An 18,717-nucleotide genomic window follows, 5' to 3' on the forward strand; every position below is an offset into this window, starting at 1 on the left:
ACCGCCAGAACCAGGCGCTGAGCCTGATGGAGCGGATGGCGGTCAAGCGCCTGGGCTCGAAGCAGCACTTCATCCGTACGCTGGAGAAGCAGGGCCTGCTGGATCGCCAGATCGAGTACCTGCCTTCGGACGCGGAAATGTCGGCGCGCAAGGCACGTGGCCAGGGCCTGACCCGTCCGGAGCTGTCGGTGCTGCTGTCCTATTCCAAGCTGGTGGCATTCGCGCAGCTGCTGGATTCGGACATTCCGGAAGATCCGTACCTGTCGAAGGAGCTGCAGCGTTACTTCCCGACGCCGCTGCAGAAGAAGTATGCGGATGCGATGGAGCGTCACCGCCTGAAGCGCGAGATAATCGCTACGGCGGTGACCAACCAGACCATCAACCGGATGGGCGCGACGTTCCTGATGCGCATGCAGGAAGACACGGGCCGCACCATTGCAGAGGTGGCGAAGGCGTACACGATCAGCCGTGAAACGCTGGACGCGCGTGCGTTGTGGGCGCAGATCGATGCGCTGGACGGGACGCTGCCGGAGTCGGTGCAGATCGATGCGCTGGAAGTGATCTGGAAGTTGCAGCGTGCGTTCGTGCGCTGGCTGCTGTTCCGCCCCGGTACGATGCCGGGCATCACGGAGGCGGTGAACCGCTACCAGGCGCCGTTCAACGACATCCGCGAGGCGTCGGGCGTGCTGCCGGACTCGCAGCGCCCGGCCTACGAGGCGAGCGTGCAGGAGTGGAAGGACAAGGGCCTGCCGCCGGCGCTGGCACAGCAGCTGTCGGAACTGCAGTTCCTGGAACCGGCGTTCGACATCATCGAGCTGGCGCGTACGCGCAAGCTGAAGCCGGTGGACGTGTCGAAGGTCCACTTCCGCCTGGGCGATGCGTTGCAGCTGCCGTGGTTGTTCGAGCAGATCGATGCGCTGGAGGTCAACGGCCGTTGGCACGCGGTGGCCCGTGGCGTGCTGCGCGACGAGCTGGCGGCGCATCACCGCAACCTGGCGGCGCAGGTGCTGTCGATGAAGGGCAGCAGTGCGGAAGCGAAGGTCGCGGCCTGGCTGGCACGTGACGACAGCAGCCTGCGCTTCACGCTGTCGATGCTGCAGGAACTGGCCGAGCAGAAGACCCTGGACTACCCGACCGTCTCGGTCGCGGTCCAGCGCCTGGGCCAGCTGGCTGCCCACGGCGCGTAAGCGCTTCGGGTAGTGCTCTGAATGAAAGGCCCCGCTTCGGCGGGGCCTTTTTTTTGGCTGCGACGTGGTCGCACACCCACGTAGAGCCGGGCTCTGCCCGGCTGCGGTTGGATTCGTGCGAACAACCCTCGGCCGGGACATTCCCTGTGTGGGGCCGGCGGGTGGGGGGTACGGGACACGCCTTAAATCTCCCGTTAGGCTCGGGCGGCACATCCATGTGCCTTCACGGTCCCGTACCCCCCACCCGCCGACCCCTCGACAGCGCGTCGGTGGCCACGGGAAACGCGGATGCCGGCCGTTGGCCGCCCCGGCACGGATGAACTGAAACGCTGCCGTTCGCGACCAGGCAAGCACCTGCAATCTCCCACCCCGGTTATGCTTCAACCAGCAACCCCCTCCGGACCCCTACATGAGCGATTCCCCCCGCATCGCCTTCCTGGCCAGCAACACCGAAGCGGCGCAGCTCGCCCGCGCGGCGATGGTGGCGCGTTATGGCGACCATGCGCCGGAAGAGGCTGACGTGCTGTGCCCGCTGGGCGGCGATGGCTTCATGCTGCAGACCCTGCATCGGCATGGTGCGCTGGGGCGGCCGGTGTTCGGCATGAAGCTGGGTACGGTGGGGTTCCTGATGAACCAGTACCGCGAGGACGATGGCGAACTGCCGGCCCGGCTGGCCGTGGCCGAACCGGCCAACCTGCGGCCGCTGGAGATGCTGGCGCTGACCGAGTCGGGTACCACCACCGGCTCGCTTGCGTACAACGACGTGTCGCTGCTGCGCCAGACCCGGCAGGCGGCGCATATCGGGGTCGACCTCAATGGACAGGAGCGCGTGGCCGAGCTGATCGGGGACGGGGTGCTGGTGGCCACGCCGGCGGGGAGCACTGCGTACAATTACTCGGCGCACGGCCCGATCCTCCCGCTGGGCTCGCATACCATCGCGCTGACGCCGTTGGCGCCGTACCGGCCGCGGCGCTGGCGCGGTGCGATCCTGAAGGCCGACACCGAAGTGCGTTTCCGCGTGCTCGATCCCTACAAGCGCCCGGTCAGCGTGACCGCCGATTCGCATGAAACCCGCGACGTGGTCGAGGTGACCATCCGCGAGTCGCGCGAGCGCCGGGTGACCCTGCTGTTCGATCCGGAACACAACCTGGAAGACCGGATCCTCAGCGAACAGTTCATGTTTTGAAGGACCTTTGACCGCCATGGGCGACAACACTCCCCGCTTGCTGACCGTTGCCGTGACCTCGCGTGCGCTGTTCGACCTTGAAGAAGGCCATGCGCTGTTCGAGGCCGAAGGCGTGGACGCCTACGCCGAGTACCAGCGCACGCATGAAGACGACATCCTGCGCCCCGGCGTGGCCTTCCCGGTGGTGCGCAAGCTGCTGGCGCTGAACCAGGGCGAGTCGCCGGAGTCGCCGCGCGTGGAGGTCATCCTGCTGTCGCGCAATTCGGCCGACACCGGGCTGCGCATCTTCAATTCGATCCAGCATTACGACCTGGGCATCATCCGGGCTACGTTCACCGCCGGCGAGCCGACCTGGCCGTACGTGAAGCCGTTCGGGACCGACCTGTTCCTGTCGGCCAACCCCGAATCGGTGCGGCGTGCGCTGCGCCACGGCATCGCGGCCGCGACCATCCTGCCCAAGCCCTACGATGAAACGCTGGCCGCGGCCGAGCCGCTGGACATGAGCCAGCCGCTGGGCCAGCTGCGCATCGCCTTTGATGGCGACGCGGTGATCTTCGGCGATGAGAGCGAGCGCATTTCGCGCGAGCAGGGGGTGGAGGCGTTCGGGCGGCATGAACGCGAGAACGCGCGCGAGCCACTGAGCGGCGGACCGTTCCGCAACTTCCTGTCGGCGCTGCACACCCTGCAGGCGGAATTCCCGGCCGGCGAGGCCGCGCCGATCCGTACCGCGCTGGTCACCGCGCGCTCGGCGCCGGCGCATGAGCGGGTCATCCGCACCCTGCGCGAATGGGGCGTGCGCCTGGATGAAGCGCTGTTCCTGGGCGGCCGCCACAAGGGGCCGTTCCTGGAAGCCTTCGGCGCGGACATCTTCTTCGACGATTCGCAGCACAACATCGACAGCGCCCGGCAGCACCTCAATGTGGCGGCCGGCCACGTCCCGCACGGCGTCGCCAACGAAACACGGTGATGCCCGATTACAGGGGCAACCGGATATCCACCAGTTTCCAGGTCAGCCCCTGCCGCTGCAGCACGAACACCACCGGACCCTGCGCGGTCTGGGTGGTCGCGGTGAACCGCGACAGCGACTCGAACCGATGCGTGGCGCCCTCCAGCGGCCGGGCCGCCTTCGGCGCGGCATAGGCGTCGCTGGTCTCCAGGTCGTTGCTGGCCCGCTTCCACAGGGTGTGGCCTTCGAGCAGCGCGCCGATCCCGGTCGGGGTCACCATCGCATCCACGGCCGTCCCACCCAGGCGCTGCCCGGCGGTCAGCAGCAGCGCGCCCACCAGGTTCGACTGCACGTCCGGCCCGGCCCGGCGCACCACGTAGTCCTCCAGCTGTGCACGCAGGTTGGCGCGCAGCATCGGGAAGTCCACATAGCGGTCCAGCCTGTCGGTATCCCGCTGCTCGATGGCCTGCGACAGGCCGCGAATGGTCAGGTAGGGCCCAGCCGCGACGAAGCCGGCCAGCAGGACCGCGAGAACGACCAGGATCCAGATCAGCTTCTTCATAAGGTCAAGCTTGCCCCAGCATTCGTAAAGGCGGGGTAGAGCGACGCCCCGCGTCGCTGCACCGTATCAACGTTCGATCAAACGATCAAAACTCCAGATCCAGCGCCGCACACAGGTAATCCACGAACGGGCCCAGCGTCACCAGGTCCTTGGCCAGGGTCTGGCGCAGCTTCGGCCCGGTCATGGTGGCGTCGTCCAGCGAGCGCCAGAACACCCAGTTGCGGTGCTTGAGGTCGTCGATGAACTCGAAGTCCGGCTCGAACCCACGCGGGGCCCGCACCAGCTTCTCGCTTTCCTCGAAATCGAACTTCTTCCGCAGCGCCGGCGCGTGCGCGGCCGCCTTCTAGGCACCCGGGTTGTCCACGATGAAGTGGCGGACCTTGCGCTGGGTGGCTGGCTCGGGATGCCACAGCCCCGCGCCGACGAAACTTTCGCCCGGCTGCAGGTGGATATAGAACGAGGGCGCCGGCACCTGCTTGCGCCGCTCATGGAACAGCCGCGCCCCCTGCCAGGTCTTGTACGGCGACTTGTCGTTGGAAAAGCGCGCGTCGCGGTAGATCCGGAACAGCGAGCCGCCCACGCCACGCGGGTCGGAACGGAAGTGGTCGCTCACCGTTGCCAGGTCGGGCTGCAGGTCGCTGATCAGGCGCAGGAACGGCTGCCGCACGTGTTCCTCGTACTTGTCCTTGTGCGCGTTGAACCAGGTCTTGTCGTTGTTGCGTGCCAGGCCCCGCAGGAACGTGAAGCTGGCAGGGGTGAAGTAGGTACTCACAGGCTCTGCTCCAGGTGGTTGCCCCAGTCGCGCAGGTGCTGCAACAGGGCCAGTTTGTCGGGCACGTCGGCATGCTCGGCCGCCAGCGTGTCCAGCTGCGCGCGGAACTCCGCCAGGGTCTGCTCGCCCAGCGCGGCATCGCCGAGCAGGCGCTGCCGGCGGTAGTCGTTCCAGCGGCTGCGTTCGTCCGCATCCAGCGTCTGCGGGTGGTTGCGCGCGCGGTAACGGAACAGCAGTTCCGGCATGCGCGGGTCTTTCAGGCGCTCGGCGAAACCGGCCAGCTCGGCCGGGGGGCTGGTGCGCAGGCGGGTCATCAAGGCCTTGTCGCCGTCGGCCAGGAAGCCGTCGTACAGCGACGCATCCACGTCGCTCACCGTGGCGGTGCGCTCGCCCGCATAGACCTGGCGCACCTTTTCGACCAGCGCCGGGCCGGCCGCGCGCACGCGGGCGACGTTGGCCTCCACCAATGCCACGTCGATCCCCAGCCGGGCGTGATCGGCCGGGCGCAGATGGTTCCAGGCGACCAGCGCCGGCACCTTGTTGAGGTGCACTTCCTTGAGCGGTACGCGCTGCTCGCCTTCGGCCAGGTCGGCCGCGCGGGTGTACAGGCGCGCGGCCAGGGCTTCGGCCGGGAGCGCCAGCAGCCCGTCGAGGTCGCCCTCCAGGTCCAGCGCGATCACCCGGTTGTTGATGTAGGGGTGCCGCGCGATCGGCAGCACCGGGGCGGCGCACATGCGCTGGGCCGGGTAGCGCATCGAGATGTGCAGTACCGGCTGCAGGGCGTCCACCTCGAGCAGGCTGCCGACGAAACGCTTGTCGCGCAGCTTCAGTGCGTAATCCCACAGTCGTGGCTGGGCCTGTTTGAACAGGCGCGCCATGCCGATGGTGGCATGCACGTCCGACAGCGCCTCATGCGCGTCGCCGACGCGCACGTTGTTGGCCAGTGCCAGATGTTCCAGCTTGAACGAGGTGGCGCCGTCTTCGCGCTGCGGCCAGGCAATGCCGTCAGGACGCAGCGCATGCACCAGGCGCAGCATGTCCAGCAGGTCCCAGCGCGAATTGCCGTTGCGCCACTCGCGCTCGTACGGGTCGAAGAAGTTGCGGAACAATCCGTGGCGGACGAACTCGTCGTCGAAGCGCAGCGTGTTGTAGCCCAGCGTGCAGGTGCCGGGGCGTGCCATCAGGTCGTTGATGCGCGCGAATGCCTCGGCCTCGCTGACGCCTTCGGCCAGGGCATGCTGCGGGGTGATGCCGGTGATCAGCGTTGCCACCGGCGATGGCAGCAGGTCGTCGGCCGGCTTCACGTAGAAGCTGACCGGTTCGTCGATCGGGTTGAGATCGGCATCGGTGCGGATCGCCGCGAACTGCGCGATGCGGGTGCGGCGCGGGTCCTGGCCGAAGGTTTCGAGGTCGTAGAACAGGTAGCTGTCGGCCATCAGTGCGCGCCCTCCAGCACCGGCAGCTGCGCGTGCACGACACGTTCCAATGCCGCCCAGTCGATGTGCTCCAGCGTTTCGTGACCGCTGGTGGCGTCCTGCAGGATTTTCCGCTGCAGTTCGGTACGCTCCAGCGCCACCGCATACGGCGTGTGCAGGAAAGTGACCATGGTGTAGTGCGGCACGAACCGGGTCGGCCAGCGTGCCTGCAGCGCCTGTTCCAGCTCGCGCTGCAGCAGGAATGCGGGGTCGGCGACGCGGTCACGCATTTCGAGGTAGTTTTCCAGCGCCATCTGCTGGATCGCTTCGGCATTCGGCTTGCGCTCGGCTTCGAACGCGGCGAACGCGGCGGCCAGCGAGTCCTGTTCCTGCAGGTGGCGGGCCAGCGCCACGCAGTCTTCGAACGCGCAGTTCATGCCCTGGCCGTGGAACGGCACCATCGCGTGCGCCGCATCGCCCAGCAGCACCGCGCGGCCCTGCAGGTGCCACTGACGCAGGTGCAGGGTGCCGAGCAGGCCCGGGGGGTGCTCTTCCCAGTCGCGGCGCAGGTTCGGGATCAGCGCCAGCGCATCCGGGAAATCGCGCGCGAACAGGGCTTCGGCTTCGGCACCGCTGTTGGTGGTGGCGAAGCTCGGAGTGCCTTCGTTGGGCAGGAACAGGGTGACGGTGAAGGTGCCCTCGTCATTGGGCAGCGCAATGCACATGTAGTTGCCGCGCGGCCAGATGTGCAGCGCGTTGGCTTCGATGCGGAACCCGCCGTCCTCGGTGGGCGGGATCTCCAGCTCCTTGTAGGAGTGGTCAAGGAACTCGATGCGCTCGTCCAGCGGATGTTTGCGGTTCATCGCCGCGCGCAGCGCCGAGCCGGCGCCGTCGGCGCCGATCAGGGTGTCGAAGCGGATGTCGTGCGGGTGGTCGTTGCGGTCGTCGATGAAGCGCGCGTAGCCGGCATCGAAGTCCACCGTATGCAGGCGGCGGTGGAAGTGCACCTGCGCGCCGGCGTCTTCGGCCAGCTGCAGCAGGGTGGTGTTGAGGTCCTTGCGGTGGATCGACCAGATCACTTCGCTGTCGTCGCGGCCATAACGCTGCAGCTGCGGCTCACCCTGGCGGGGATGGACCATGCGCCCGCGCATCATCACCGCCTTGGCCATGACCGCGTCTTCGACCCCGGCCTGGCGCAGCGCGTTGCGTCCGCGCTCGGCCAGGGCCAGGTTGATCGAGCGGCCGCTCTCGTAATCGCTGATACGGGGGTCGCCGCGGCGTTCGTACAAGGTGATCCGCCAACCCTGGCGGGACAGCAGGATGGCCAGCAGGGAGCCGGCCAGGCCGGCGCCGATGATGCTCAGGGAGCGGTGTGCAGATGCGATCAAGTCAGGGTCCACGCAGGGAAGGGCAGGCTTACAGGCCCGCCCAGGATTCCACTTCTTCGACGAAGTGATGCAGGTCGAGGTAACGGTTGTACAGCGGAGTGGGCGAAATGCGGATCACGTCCGGCTCACGCCAGTCGCCCAGCACGCCCACGGTCTGCAGGTATTCGAACAGGTTGCGGCCGCGCTCGCGGCCACCGACCACGCGCAGCGAGAGCTGGCAGCCGCGGCGCTCGGGTTCGGCCGGAGTAAGCACCTCAAGCACGCCCGCCAGCCGGGCACGGACCAGCGCGTCGAGCAGGCCGGTGAGCTGCAATGACTTGGTACGCATCGCCTCGATACCGCCGGCCTTGTCGACCACGTCCAGCGCAGCGCGCAACGGCGCCAGGCCCAGCACCGGCGGGTTGCTCAGCTGCCAGCCTTCGGCACCCACCGCCGGGACGAACTGCGGTGCCATCTTGAACCGGGTGGCTTCCTCGTGCCCCCACCAGCCGGCGAACCGGGGAAGGGTGGCGTCGCGGTGGTGGCGTTCGTGCACGAAGCAGCCGGCCACCGCGCCGGGGCCACTGTTGAGGTACTTGTAGTGGCACCAGACCGCGAAGTCCGGGGCGATGTCGTGCAGCTGCAGCGGCACGTTGCCGACCGAATGGGCCAGGTCGAAGCCGACCCGTGCACCCTGCAGGCGCGCCATGCGGGTGATGGCGTCAAGGTCGAACACCTGGCCGCTGCGGTACTGCACGCCGGGCCACAGCACCAGCGCCAGGCGCGGGCCGTGTTCGGCGATGGCGCGCTCGATCGCGGCCAGCGAGATCGTGCCGTTGGGTTCATCGGGCTGCACTTCGACCAGGTCCGTGGCCGGGTCGAAGCCGTGGAAGCGGATCTGCGACTCCACCGCGTGCCGGTCGGTGGGGAACGCGCCGGCCTCCATCAGGATCACCGGACGCTCGGCGGTCGGGCGATAGAAGCTGACCATCATCAGGTGCAGGTTCACGCTCAGCGTATTCATCGCGACCACTTCGCTGGGTAGCGCGCCGACCATGCGGGCCAGCTGCGCGTTGACCAGCCGGTGGTAGCCCAGCCACTGGGTGTCGCCGGTGAAGTGGCCCTCCACCGCCAGCGCCCCCCATTTGTCCATCACCTCCTGCACAGCGGACCTGGCCGCCCGGGGCTGCAGGCCCAGCGAGTTGCCCACGAAGTAGGTCTGGTCGCGGTGGTTGTGCTGCGGGAACACGAACTCGGCGCGCAGGGCGCGCAGCGGGTCGGCGGCGTCCAGGGCGGTGGCATGGGTGCGGCTGAGGAGCTCGGACATGGGGCGATCAGAGTTGACTATGAGACCGCAGTCTATCCATGCGAGCTGTATATGGCACGAATCCGATAATGCGGGGTCAGGCGGCCGGCAGGGGGTCGATATGGCCGCAGTTGTCGCAGGTGCGCATGTCCACGTCGGCCTGGTAGCGGGCGAACAGCCTGGGCAGGTCGGTTTCGATGTTCTGCAGGGTGAAATATTCTTCGTAGAGCTTGTGGTTGCAGCGTTCGCAGAACCACATCACGCCGTCCTTTTCATGCGCCAGGCGCTTGCGTTCGACCACCAGTCCGATCCCGCCGGGGGGACGACGCGGGGAATGCGGCACCTTGCCCGGCAGCAGGAAGATCTCGCCGGCGCGGATCGGGATGTCGCGCACCGCGCCGTCTTCCTGCACCTTGAGCAGCATTTCTCCTTCGAGCTGGTAGAACCACTCTGGACCTTCGTCGTAATGGAAGTCGGTGCGGCTGTTCGGCCCGCCGACCACCATGATGATGAAGTCGCCGTTCTCGATCATCTTGTTGCCCACCGGCGGCTTGAGCAGGTGGCGGTTTTCTTCGATCCAGCCAAGCAGGTTGATCGGCGAGGGCAGCATGGTCGGTTCCGTGGGTGAAGGTCAGTCGCGTTTGCCGCGGCGCGGCACGTGCGCAAGGGCCGTTGCGTAGGCCGGGGCCAGGTCTTCCGGCGCACCGACGTCAATGCCCATCTCGCGCACGCGGCCGTCCTTCAGGCTGTAGACCCAGCCGTGCACCATCAGCTTCTGGCCGCGTGCCCAGGCATCCTGCACGATGGTCGAGCGGCAGGCGTTGACCACCTGCTCGATCACGTTGAGTTCGCACAGGCGCGCGTGCTTCAGGTCGGGATCGTCGATCGCGTCGAGAATGGCCTCATGCTTCTGTGCCACGTCGCTGACATGGCGCAGCCAGTTGTCGGCCAGGCCTACGCGGGTGTTGTTCAGGCTGGCATGCACGCCGCCGCAGCCGTAGTGGCCGACGATCAGGATGTGCTTGATCTTCAGCTGGTCCACCGCGTACTGGATCACGCTCAGGCAGTTCAGGTCGGTGTGCACGACAACATTGGCGATATTGCGGTGTACGAACACTTCGCCCGGGGCCATGCCGATGATCTGGTTGGCCGGCACGCGCGAATCGGAACAGCCGATCCACAGGTATTCCGGGTGCTGCTGCTTGGCCAGCTGGTGGAAGAACTCGGGGTCCTCCTTCTCGATCCGGTCGGCCCAGTCGCGGTTGTTCTGCAGCAGCTTGTGGATGTCTTTCATCGTTTACGGTGTCCCGTGAGGTGGGGTGGGTCAGCCGCCGCGGGCGGGCTGCTCGCGTACCTGGCGCATCCACTGCGCCAGGTCCTGGGAAGCGGGGGAGCCGGAGCCCTCCAGGGAATCGATCACCGACAGCTGGTTGGCCTCGGGATGGTTCTGGCTCAGCTTGAGCTTGATCTGCACCTGGCCCGGGCGGAAACGGAAGCCGACGATGCCTTTCAACATGCGGGTCTGGCGGACGTCGTCGCGGTCCAGCCGCCAGTCGTTGCCGACGCTGGCTTCGTTGACCGCGCTCAGCGCGTCCAGCATGTCCATCAGCTCGCCCGGGTCGGTGACCGGCTCCAGTGCACCGCGCAGTTCGGCGGCGGCGTAGTTCCAGGTCGGAACCCGGCCCGCGCTGTCCTTGTCCGGGTACCAGCCCGGCGACAGATACGCGTGCGGACCGTGAACGAGCATCAGCGCCGGCCCGGCATGGCCGGCCTGCGGGTTGGCGCGCGCCAAGTGCCCTTCGATCAGGATGGCGTCGCCGTCGCGCCGGTACACCACCGGCAGCAGGGTGACCTGCGGCAGGCCGTCGGCGCCGGTGGTGACCAGGGTGACGAACGCATCGCGCGCCAGCAGCCGGTCCAGCCAGGTCAGGTCGGTCGCAACGAAGTCGGACGGGATGAACATCGTGGGGTCAGGCGCGCGCGCCCAGGTTCCGTACCATCTGGCCCTTCAGGCCGTCATCGTCGTCGGCGTGCGGCGGCTGCACTTCATGCAGGCTGAAGCCGCGCACCAGCGCGTCTTCCTCGTCCAGCCCGTCGAACTCGACGAACTCGGCGTCGAACAGCTGCGAACGCGCGGTGTCTTCGCTGTCGTAGCTAAGCGTGTTGCCGTCGCTGTCGAGCACCTCGGCGGTGCCGGCGGCGCGCACGCGGAGGCGTGCCCAGATGAGCGTGTTGCCCAGGCTTGCGAGCCACCAGGAATCGCGTACGGCGGAAATATCGTTCATGTCAGTACCATCGAAAGCAGCCAGAGCAGGGCAGCCATGCCCAGTCCGGCCAGCAGGGTGAGCAGCGACAGCCAGGCCGGCGCGGCCAGCCCCGACAGCGAGCGGTCGGGGGTGCCGCGGTAGTCGCGACCCAGCAGCCAGCGCAGCGCGTCCGGGCGCAGGAAGGCGCCACTGCCGAAGCGGTTGGCCAGGGCAGGGTGGCGGTCGCGGATGTGGACCAGGGTCAGCGGCCAGAAAATCACGAAGGCACTGAACCCGGCGATCGCCACGCCGACGAAGCACAGCGCGAGGAACAGGGTCATGGGCGTGCCTCCGTGGTGGGAATCAGAACTCGGCGCTGCCCGGTGCGCGCGGGTAGGGGATGGCGTCGCGGATGTTGCCCAGCCCGCACACGTACACCACCAGGCGCTCGAAGCCGAGGCCGAAACCGGCGTGCGGCACCGAACCGTAGCGACGGAAATCGCGGTACCAGCCGTAGTGCGCCGGGTCCAGGCCGAACTGCGCCATGCGCGCGTCCAGCACGTCCAGGCGCTCTTCACGCTGGCTGCCGCCGATGATCTCGCCGATGCCCGGGGCCAGCACGTCCATCGCCGCGACGGTCTTGCCGTCGTCGTTCAGGCGCATGTAGAACGCCTTGATGTGCTCGGGGTAGTTGGTCACCACCACCGGGCGGCCGATGTGTTCTTCGGTCAACCAGCGCTCGTGTTCGGTCTGCAGGTCCAGGCCCCACTCGACCGGGAAGTCGAACTTCTTGCCCGAATTCTGCAGCAGCTTCACCGCCTCGGTGTAGTCGATCTGCTCGAACGGCGCGTTGATGAAGCCTTCCAACTTGGTGATCGCGTTCTTGTCGACGCGCTCGGCCAGGAACGCCAGATCGTCGCCACGCTCGTCGAGCACCGCGCGGAACAGGTACTTCAGGAACTGCTCGGCCAGGCGGGCGTCTTCGGCCAGGTCGGCGAAGGCGATCTCCGGCTCGATCATCCAGAATTCGGCCAGGTGGCGGGTGGTGTTGGAGTTCTCGGCACGGAAGGTCGGGCCGAAGGTGTACACCTTGCTCAGCGCGAGGCAGTAGGCCTCGACGTTGAGCTGGCCGGACACGGTCAGGAAGGTTTCCTTGCCGAAGAAGTCGCGGCTGAAGTCGACCTTGCCCTGCGCGTCGCGCGGCAGGTTGACCATGTCCAGGGTGGAGACACGGAACATCTGCCCGGCGCCTTCGGCGTCGGAGGTGGTGATAATCGGGGTGCTGATCCAGTTGAAGCCGTTCTGGTGGAAGAACCGGTGCACGGCCTGGGCCAGGCAGTTGCGGATGCGGGTGACTGCGCCGAACAGGTTGGTGCGCGGGCGCAGGTGGGCCACTTCACGCAGGAACTCAGCGCTCATCGGCTTGGGCTGGATCGGGTAGGTCAGCGGGTCTTCGACCAGGCCGACGATCTCGATGTCGCTGGCCTGGATTTCGAACGACTGGCCCTTGCCCTGCGACTTGACCAGGGTGCCGCGGGCGATCACCGAGCAGCCCGGAGTAAGTGCCTTGATCTCGTCGAAGTTGCCCAGCGTGTCATTGGCCACCACCTGGATGGGGGCGAAGCAGGAGCCGTCGGTGACATTGACGAAGGCCAGCGCCGCAGACCCGCGCACCGTGCGCACCCAGCCCCGTACTGTTGCCTCGCCGCCTTCCGGGATCTTCCCGGCAAGCGCATGTTCAACGCTGACCACCGTCATGACTTGAATCCTCTGTTGATCGACTCGATCTCTGAACGAGGAGTTTAACGGTTGCAGCGTTCTGCTTGCGAGGCATTTCTGACTGGGCCGTAGACCTATAATGTGTCCGATCCACTGGAGTAGTCCGTCATGGCTGTCACCCTTACCCCTGTAGCCTTCGCCCGTGTCCAGAAGTTCGTGGCCCAGACCCCGGACGCGCTGGGCCTGCGTTTCGGCGTGACCCGCACCGGCTGTTCGGGCTGGGGCCACATCACCGACCTGGCCCGCGACCAGCGCGAGGGCGACACCGTGTTCGAGCAGGACGGGGTGCGCATCTACGTGGATGCCGACAGCCTGGCCCTGGTCGATGGCACCGAGATCGACTTCGGCAAGCAGGGCCTGAGCGAGACGTTCACGTTCAGGAACCCGAACGCCACCGCCGAATGCGGCTGCGGCGAGAGCTTCACCACCGAGGCCGACAAGGCCTGATCCGGCCCCCGGGGCGGCCCGACGGCCGCCCGGCTTGCCCGGAACCCCGTCTGCTGCGATAATGCGCGGCTTCCTGCCCGTTTTCCGGCAGGAACCCTTGCTCCACCGCGTTCACCTGCGGGGGGCTGTCCGGCCCGAGAGGGCCACATCCGAAAGGTATACACACATGAGTCGTCATTACGAAGTCGTGTTCATGGTCCACCCGGACCAGAGCGAGCAGGTTCCGGCCATGATCGAGCGCTACAAGTCGCTGGTCGAAACCGGTAACGGCACCATCCACCGCCTGGAAGACTGGGGCCGTCGCCAGCTGGCGTACCCGATCCAGAACCTGGTCAAGGCACATTACGTGCTGATGAACATCGAAGTGGACCAGGCCGTTCTGACCGAACTGACCGAAAGCTTCAAGTTCAACGACGCCGTGCTGCGCAACCTGGTGCTGGTCCGCGATGCGGCCGACACCGAGCAGTCGCTGATCATGAAGAGCAAGGACGAGAAGGGCGACAAGCCCGAGCGTGGCGAACGTCGTCGTCGTGACGACGAAGAAGGCGAAGCCGCCAACACCGCTGACAACGAAGCCGGCGACGACGCCGCTTCCGCCGCCTAAGGAGCACGCACATGTCCAAGTTCTTCCGTCGCCGCAAGTTCTGCAAGTTCACGGCCGAAGGTGTCAAGGAGATCGACTACAAGGATCTCAACACCCTGCGCCAGTACCTCACCGAGAACGGCAAGATCGTGCCGAGCCGCGTGACCGGTACCAAGTCGAAGTACCAGCGCCAGCTGGCAACGGCCGTCAAGCGCGCCCGTTTCCTGGCCCTGATTCCGTACACCGACAACCACGACGTCTGATGAAGGCGGGCGGCCTGCGGTCGCCCCTTTCACGGTTCGATATTCGGACAGCCATCCGCTGCGGGGTCTTCCCCGCTAACGAATACATTTTTGGAGCAACACCATGAAGCTGATTCTTCTTCAGAAGGTCACCAACCTCGGCGTCCTGGGCGACCTGGTCGACGTGAAGCCGGGCTACGGCCGCAACTTCCTCGTCCCGACCGGCAAGGCCGTTCCGGCCACCGCCGCCAACACCGCCGAATTCGAAGCCAAGCGCGCCGACTACGAAGCCAAGGCTGCGTCGGTCCACGCTGAAGCCGAAGGCCGCAAGGCTGCGCTGGAAGGCAAGAGCGTCACCATCGCCGCCAACGCTTCGACCGAAGGCAAGCTGTACGGTTCGGTCGGCCCGCGCGACATCGCCGAAGCCTTCACCAAGGCCGGCCTGCCGATCGAGAAGAGCGAAGTGATCCTGGGCGAAGGCGCCTTCCGCAACGTCGGCGAGTTCGAGGTGGTCATCCACCTGCACGCCGACGTCGAAACCACCGTCCAGGTGGTCGTGGTCGCCGAAGCCTGATCCCAGCCGCAAGGCCGTGATCGCTGAAACGGGTACCCGCAAGGGTGCCCGTTTTTGTTTTGGGGCTTCGAGGCTGGTAGAGCCGGGCTTTGCCCGGCTGCTGTTGGATTCAGGCGAACAGCTGCAGGGTGCAACGTTCGCTTGGTCAGGGCCGTCGGGGGTGGGTATGTGGGGGACGCCGTAAACCCATCCATGGGGGCTAAGTCGCCGCATCCATGCGGCTCATTCCCCCACATACCCACCCCCGCCGACCCTCAGACAATTGGCAGGTGAGTCACCAAAAGGCGGTAGAGCCGGGCTCTGCCCGGCTGCTCTTTCGTACCGCACACGACCATGTATGGGGGCGGCCGCCGGGTAGCCCCCGGAGGGACGCTAGAAAACATGGATGTTTTCTAGCAGCCCCCATGGATGGGTTCACGGCGTGTCCCGGAGCGGGGCTGCCCGGCGGCCGCCCCTGCACGTAGAACCGAGACGCCGCTCTGCAGTTGCCCCGAACGCCCGTGGAACAGCCGCCCCGTTATACTCGGGCCATCGCGACTGTCCGGAAGCCCTCTACGCCATGCGTCTGTCCACGATCAAGCTCTCCGGCTTCAAGTCGTTTGTTGATCCCACCACCCTGCATCTGCCCACCAACATGACCGGCGTGGTCGGGCCCAATGGCTGTGGCAAGTCCAACATCATCGATGCCGTGCGCTGGGTCATGGGCGAAAGCTCCGCCAGCCGCCTGCGTGGCGACTCGCTCACCGACGTCATCTTCTCCGGCTCCTCCGCGCGCAAGCCCGTCTCGCAGGCCACCGTCGAACTGATCTTCGACAATACCGACCACACCATTTCCGGCGAGTACGCCTCGTTCAACGAAATCTCGGTCAAGCGTACCGTCAGCCGCGACGGCAGCAGCAACTACTATCTCAACGGCACCAAGTGCCGCCGCCGCGACATCACCGACCTGTTCCTCGGCACCGGCCTCGGCCCGCGCAGCTACTCCATCATCGAACAGGGCATGATCAGCCAGATCATCGAAGCCCGCCCCGAAGACCTGCGCGTCTACCTCGAAGAAGCCGCCGGCATTTCCAAGTACAAGGAACGCCGCAAGGAAACCGAAACCCGCATCCGCCACACCCGCGAGAACCTCGACCGCCTCAACGACCTGCGCGAGGAAATCGGCAAACAGCTCGAACACCTCAAGCGCCAGGCCCGCCAGGCCGAACAGTACCAGGGCCTGCAGGAAGAGCGCCGGGTCAAGGACGCCGAGTGGAAGGCCCTTGAATACCGCAATCTCGACGCCCGCCTCGGCAGCCTGCGCGAAGCCCTCTCGCAGGAAGAAACCCGCCTGCAGCAGTTCATCGCCGAACAGCGCGACGCCGAAGCCCGCATCGAGACCAGCCGCGTCCGTCGCGAAGAAGCCGCCGACGCCCTCAGCACCGCCCAGGCCGAGGTCTACCAGGTCGGCAGCACCCTGGCCCGGCTCGAACAGCAGATCCAGCACCAGCGCGAAATGTCCCAGCGCCTGCACAAGGCCCGTGACGAAACCTCGCAGGCCCTCGCCGAACTCGGCCAGCACATCAGCGGCGACGAAGCCAAGCTGACCGTCCTGCGCGACGCCGTCGACCTGGCCGAGCCGCAGCTCGAACAGCTGCAGGAAGAAAACGAGATCAAGCAGGAAGCCCTGCGCGACGCCGAAGCCAAACTGGCCGACTGGCAGGCGCGCTGGGAATCGCATACCCGCACCACCTCCGAAGCCTCGCGCGCCGGCGAAGTCGAACGCACCCGCGTCGACTACCTCGACCGCCAGGTGCTCGAAGCCGACCGCCGCCGCGAAGCGCTCAGCGCCGAACGCGTCGGGCTCGACCTCGACGCACTGGCCGAAGCCTTCGAAGAACTGCAGCTCCAGCACGAAACCCAGAAGGCCTCGCTCGACGGCCTGACCGAACAGGTCGAAGCGCGCAAGGAAGCCGTCGCCGGCCTGCAGGACCGCCAGCGCACCGGCCAGACCGAACTGGCCGACATCCGCAAGCAGGCCCAGGCCGCGCGCGGCCGCCTGTCCTCGCTCGAAACCCTGCAGCAGGCCGCCCTCGGCCAGGAACAGGGCGCTGCCGTGGCCTGGCTCAAGCAGCACGGCCTCGACTCCGGTGCCCGCGTCGGCGAACGCCTCAGCGTCGAGAACGGCTGGGAAAACGCCGTCGAAAGCGCGCTTGGCCAGCTCATCGAAGGCGTGCTGGTCGACGCCCCTGAACAGCTGGTGGGTGCCCTGGCCGAGCTCGGCGACGGGCGTATCGCGCTTGTCTCTGCCGACACCAGCCCGCTGCAGGTCGCCCCGACCTCGCTGGCCGCCAAGGTGCAGGGCCCCACCGCCATCCGCCGCCTGCTGGCCCGCCTGCATGCCGCTGAAGACCTCGAGCAGGCCCGTGCCCTGCAGGCCACCCTGGCCGACGGCGATTCGGTGATTACCCGTGGCGGCGAACGCCTCGGCGAAGGCTGGGTCCGCGTCTCGCGCTCGGGCGCCGCCAAGCAGGGCGCACTGCTGCGCGAACGCGAGATCGTCAGCCTGCGCGAGCAGATCGACACCCTGCAGGAACGCGAAGCCGAACTGGAAAACCGCCTCGCCGCATTCCGTGACCAGTTGCTGGCCGGCGAACAGCAGCGCGAAGACGCACAGCGCCAGCTGTACCTGGCCCACCGCAGCGTCTCCGAACTCGGTGGTCAGCTGCAGAGCCAGCAGGGCAAGGTCGACGCCGCGCGCACCCGTATCGACCGTATCGAAGGCGAGCTTTCCCAGCTGCTGGAAAACCTCGACGCCAGCCGCGAACAGGTCCGCGAAGCCCGCGGCCGCCTGGACGACGCGGTCAACAGCATGGGCGACCTCGAATCCACCCGCGAGGCGCTGGAAAGCGAGCGCCGCCAACTCGGCGATGCCCGCGACCGCGCCCGCGAAGCCGCGCGCAACGTGCGCGACAGCGCCCACTCGCTGGCCCTTACCCTGGAGTCCCAGCGCACCCAGGTCGCCTCGCTGAGCCAGGCGCTGGAGCGCATGAGCACCCAGCGCGGCCAGCTCGATTCGCGCCTCGGCGAACTGCACTCCCAGCTCGACGAAGGCGACTCGCCGGTGCATGCGCTGGAAGCCGAACACCAGAACGCGCTCGGCGAACGCGTGCGTGCCGACCGCGTGCTGGGCGAAGCCCGTACCCTGCTGGAAAGCATCGACGCCGAACTGCGCAGTTTCGAACAGACCCGCCACCAGCGCGACGAACAGGCCCTGGCCCAGCGCGAGCGCATTTCCCAGCGCAAGCTCGACCAGCAGGCGCTTGTGCTCAGCGCCGACCAGCTGACCGCCTCGGTGGAGAAGGCCGGCTTCGTGCTGCAGGACGTGATCAACACCCTGCCCGAAGATGCCCGCATCAGCGACTGGGAACAGACCGTGCACCAGATCGACGGGCGCATGCGCCGGCTCGAGCCGGTCAACCTGGCAGCGATCCAGGAATACGGCGAGGCCTCGCAGCGCTCGGAGTACCTGGACGCGCAGAACACCGACCTGACCACCGCGCTGGAGACCCTGGAAGACGCCATCCGCAAGATCGACCGCGAAACCCGCGGCCGCTTCAAGGACACCTTCGACCGCGTCAACGCCGGCGTGCAGCAGCTGTACCCGCGCCTGTTCGGCGGCGGCCATGCCTACCTCGAACTGACCGGTGAAGACCTTCTCGACACGGGTGTGACCATCATGGCGCGCCCGCCCGGCAAGCGGGTGTCCAGCATCTCGCTGCTGTCCGGCGGCGAGAAGGCGATGACCGCGGTGGCGCTGGTGTTTGCGATCTTCCAGCTCAACCCGGCCCCGTTCTGCCTGCTGGACGAAGTGGACGCGCCATTGGATGAAGCCAATGTCGGCCGCCTCGCCAACATGGTCAAGGAAATGAGCGAGAAGGTGCAGTTCCTGTTCGTCAGCCACAACAAGGCCACGATGGAGGCGGCGCACCAGCTCTCGGGCGTGACGATGCGCGAACCGGGCGTCAGCCGCCTGGTCAGCGTGGACCTGGAAGAGGCGGCACGATTGGCGGGCGCGGCCTGACGTGCCATGCTTACCTGAACGTATTTAGCTGGAGACCCTTCG

At 66.9% G+C, this 18,717-nt stretch carries 17 protein-coding genes and 2 pseudogenes; 8 read left to right on the top strand and 11 right to left on the bottom strand.

All coding sequences use genetic code 11. The features are described from left to right. The 3 genes and pseudogenes from RYM47_RS07315 to RYM47_RS07325 form a co-directional block, all read left to right on the top strand. Nucleotides 1-1,187, top strand: a pseudogene (locus RYM47_RS07315) (NAD-glutamate dehydrogenase domain-containing protein); the annotation flags it as partial. Between the two features lie 409 nt (nucleotides 1,188-1,596). After that, nucleotides 1,597-2,373, top strand: coding sequence for an NAD kinase (locus tag RYM47_RS07320; protein ID WP_315386883.1), 777 nt, complete (start codon nucleotides 1,597-1,599; stop codon nucleotides 2,371-2,373). A gap of 16 nt (nucleotides 2,374-2,389) precedes the next feature. Continuing rightward, complete coding sequence (locus RYM47_RS07325) at nucleotides 2,390-3,340, top strand: 5'-nucleotidase (RefSeq protein WP_070209228.1); 951 nt, start codon at nucleotides 2,390-2,392, stop codon at nucleotides 3,338-3,340. A gap of 7 nt (nucleotides 3,341-3,347) precedes the next feature. Here the strand turns inward: RYM47_RS07325 and RYM47_RS07330 are convergent, their stop codons facing one another. From RYM47_RS07330 to asnS, 11 genes and pseudogenes are all read right to left on the bottom strand, one after another. After that, on the bottom strand, nucleotides 3,348-3,881 hold the full coding sequence (locus tag RYM47_RS07330; RefSeq protein WP_315386884.1) for a DUF2939 domain-containing protein: 534 nt from the start codon (nucleotides 3,879-3,881) through the stop codon (nucleotides 3,348-3,350). Between the two features lie 85 nt (nucleotides 3,882-3,966). After that, nucleotides 3,967-4,653: pseudogene (locus RYM47_RS07335) on the bottom strand (DUF2461 domain-containing protein). After that, a complete protein-coding gene (gene sbcB / locus RYM47_RS07340) occupies nucleotides 4,650-6,089 on the bottom strand; it encodes an exodeoxyribonuclease I (RefSeq protein ID WP_315386885.1) in 1,440 nt (479 codons plus the stop codon). Before sbcB ends, RYM47_RS07335 begins: the two are co-directional and overlap by 4 nt. After that, nucleotides 6,089-7,456 (bottom strand): NAD(P)/FAD-dependent oxidoreductase, encoded by a 1,368-nt coding sequence (locus RYM47_RS07345; protein WP_315386886.1) that lies wholly within the window; start codon nucleotides 7,454-7,456, stop codon nucleotides 6,089-6,091. Before RYM47_RS07345 ends, sbcB begins: the two co-directional genes overlap by 1 nt. 28 nt (nucleotides 7,457-7,484) lie before the next feature. Then, on the bottom strand, nucleotides 7,485-8,762 hold the full coding sequence (kynU, locus tag RYM47_RS07350; protein WP_315386887.1) for a kynureninase: 1,278 nt from the start codon (nucleotides 8,760-8,762) through the stop codon (nucleotides 7,485-7,487). 76 nt (nucleotides 8,763-8,838) lie between these two features. Next, nucleotides 8,839-9,351 (bottom strand): 3-hydroxyanthranilate 3,4-dioxygenase, encoded by a 513-nt coding sequence (locus RYM47_RS07355; protein ID WP_315386888.1) that lies wholly within the window; start codon nucleotides 9,349-9,351, stop codon nucleotides 8,839-8,841. Between the two features lie 21 nt (nucleotides 9,352-9,372). Continuing rightward, nucleotides 9,373-10,035 (bottom strand): carbonate dehydratase, encoded by a 663-nt coding sequence (gene can, locus RYM47_RS07360; protein WP_315386889.1) that lies wholly within the window; start codon nucleotides 10,033-10,035, stop codon nucleotides 9,373-9,375. A 30-nt stretch (nucleotides 10,036-10,065) separates the two neighbouring features. Continuing rightward, nucleotides 10,066-10,704, bottom strand: a complete 639-nt coding sequence (locus tag RYM47_RS07365; protein WP_315386890.1) for an FMN-binding negative transcriptional regulator — start codon at nucleotides 10,702-10,704, stop codon at nucleotides 10,066-10,068. Between the two features lie 7 nt (nucleotides 10,705-10,711). Continuing rightward, nucleotides 10,712-11,026, bottom strand: a complete 315-nt coding sequence (locus RYM47_RS07370; RefSeq protein WP_315386891.1) for a hypothetical protein — start codon at nucleotides 11,024-11,026, stop codon at nucleotides 10,712-10,714. Continuing rightward, nucleotides 11,023-11,328: a hypothetical protein gene (locus RYM47_RS07375; protein ID WP_315386892.1), complete on the bottom strand. Its 306-nt coding sequence runs from the start codon at nucleotides 11,326-11,328 to the stop codon at nucleotides 11,023-11,025. The genes RYM47_RS07370 and RYM47_RS07375 overlap by 4 nt, the downstream gene beginning before the upstream one ends. Before the next feature lie 22 nt (nucleotides 11,329-11,350). Next, the gene (asnS, locus tag RYM47_RS07380; protein WP_315386893.1) at nucleotides 11,351-12,745 is read right to left on the bottom strand and encodes an asparagine--tRNA ligase; all 1,395 of its coding nucleotides are present in this window, start codon (nucleotides 12,743-12,745) and stop codon (nucleotides 11,351-11,353) included. Between the two features lie 129 nt (nucleotides 12,746-12,874). Between asnS and RYM47_RS07385 the strand changes: the two genes are divergently transcribed. The 5 genes from RYM47_RS07385 (at nucleotide 12,875) to smc (ending at nucleotide 18,675) form a co-directional block, all read left to right on the top strand. Continuing rightward, nucleotides 12,875-13,213: an iron-sulfur cluster assembly accessory protein gene (locus RYM47_RS07385; RefSeq protein WP_102944729.1), complete on the top strand. Its 339-nt coding sequence runs from the start codon at nucleotides 12,875-12,877 to the stop codon at nucleotides 13,211-13,213. Between the two features lie 166 nt (nucleotides 13,214-13,379). Further along, the gene (rpsF, locus tag RYM47_RS07390) at nucleotides 13,380-13,817 is read left to right on the top strand and encodes a 30S ribosomal protein S6 (RefSeq protein ID WP_070209226.1); all 438 of its coding nucleotides are present in this window, start codon (nucleotides 13,380-13,382) and stop codon (nucleotides 13,815-13,817) included. 11 nt (nucleotides 13,818-13,828) lie between these two features. Continuing rightward, a complete protein-coding gene (rpsR, locus tag RYM47_RS07395; protein WP_002804494.1) occupies nucleotides 13,829-14,059 on the top strand; it encodes a 30S ribosomal protein S18 in 231 nt (76 codons plus the stop codon). 103 nt (nucleotides 14,060-14,162) lie between these two features. After that, nucleotides 14,163-14,612, top strand: a complete 450-nt coding sequence (rplI, locus tag RYM47_RS07400) for a 50S ribosomal protein L9 (RefSeq protein WP_315386894.1) — start codon at nucleotides 14,163-14,165, stop codon at nucleotides 14,610-14,612. A 559-nt stretch (nucleotides 14,613-15,171) separates the two neighbouring features. Continuing rightward, nucleotides 15,172-18,675 carry a chromosome segregation protein SMC gene (gene smc, locus RYM47_RS07405; RefSeq protein ID WP_315386895.1) on the top strand — a complete coding sequence of 1,168 codons (3,504 nt, stop codon included), beginning with the start codon at nucleotides 15,172-15,174 and terminating at the stop codon, nucleotides 18,673-18,675. The last annotated feature ends 42 nt before the right edge of the window (nucleotides 18,676-18,717 follow it).

This window comes from uncultured Stenotrophomonas sp. (assembly GCF_963519125.1).
Lineage (GTDB): Bacteria > Pseudomonadota > Gammaproteobacteria > Xanthomonadales > Xanthomonadaceae > Stenotrophomonas.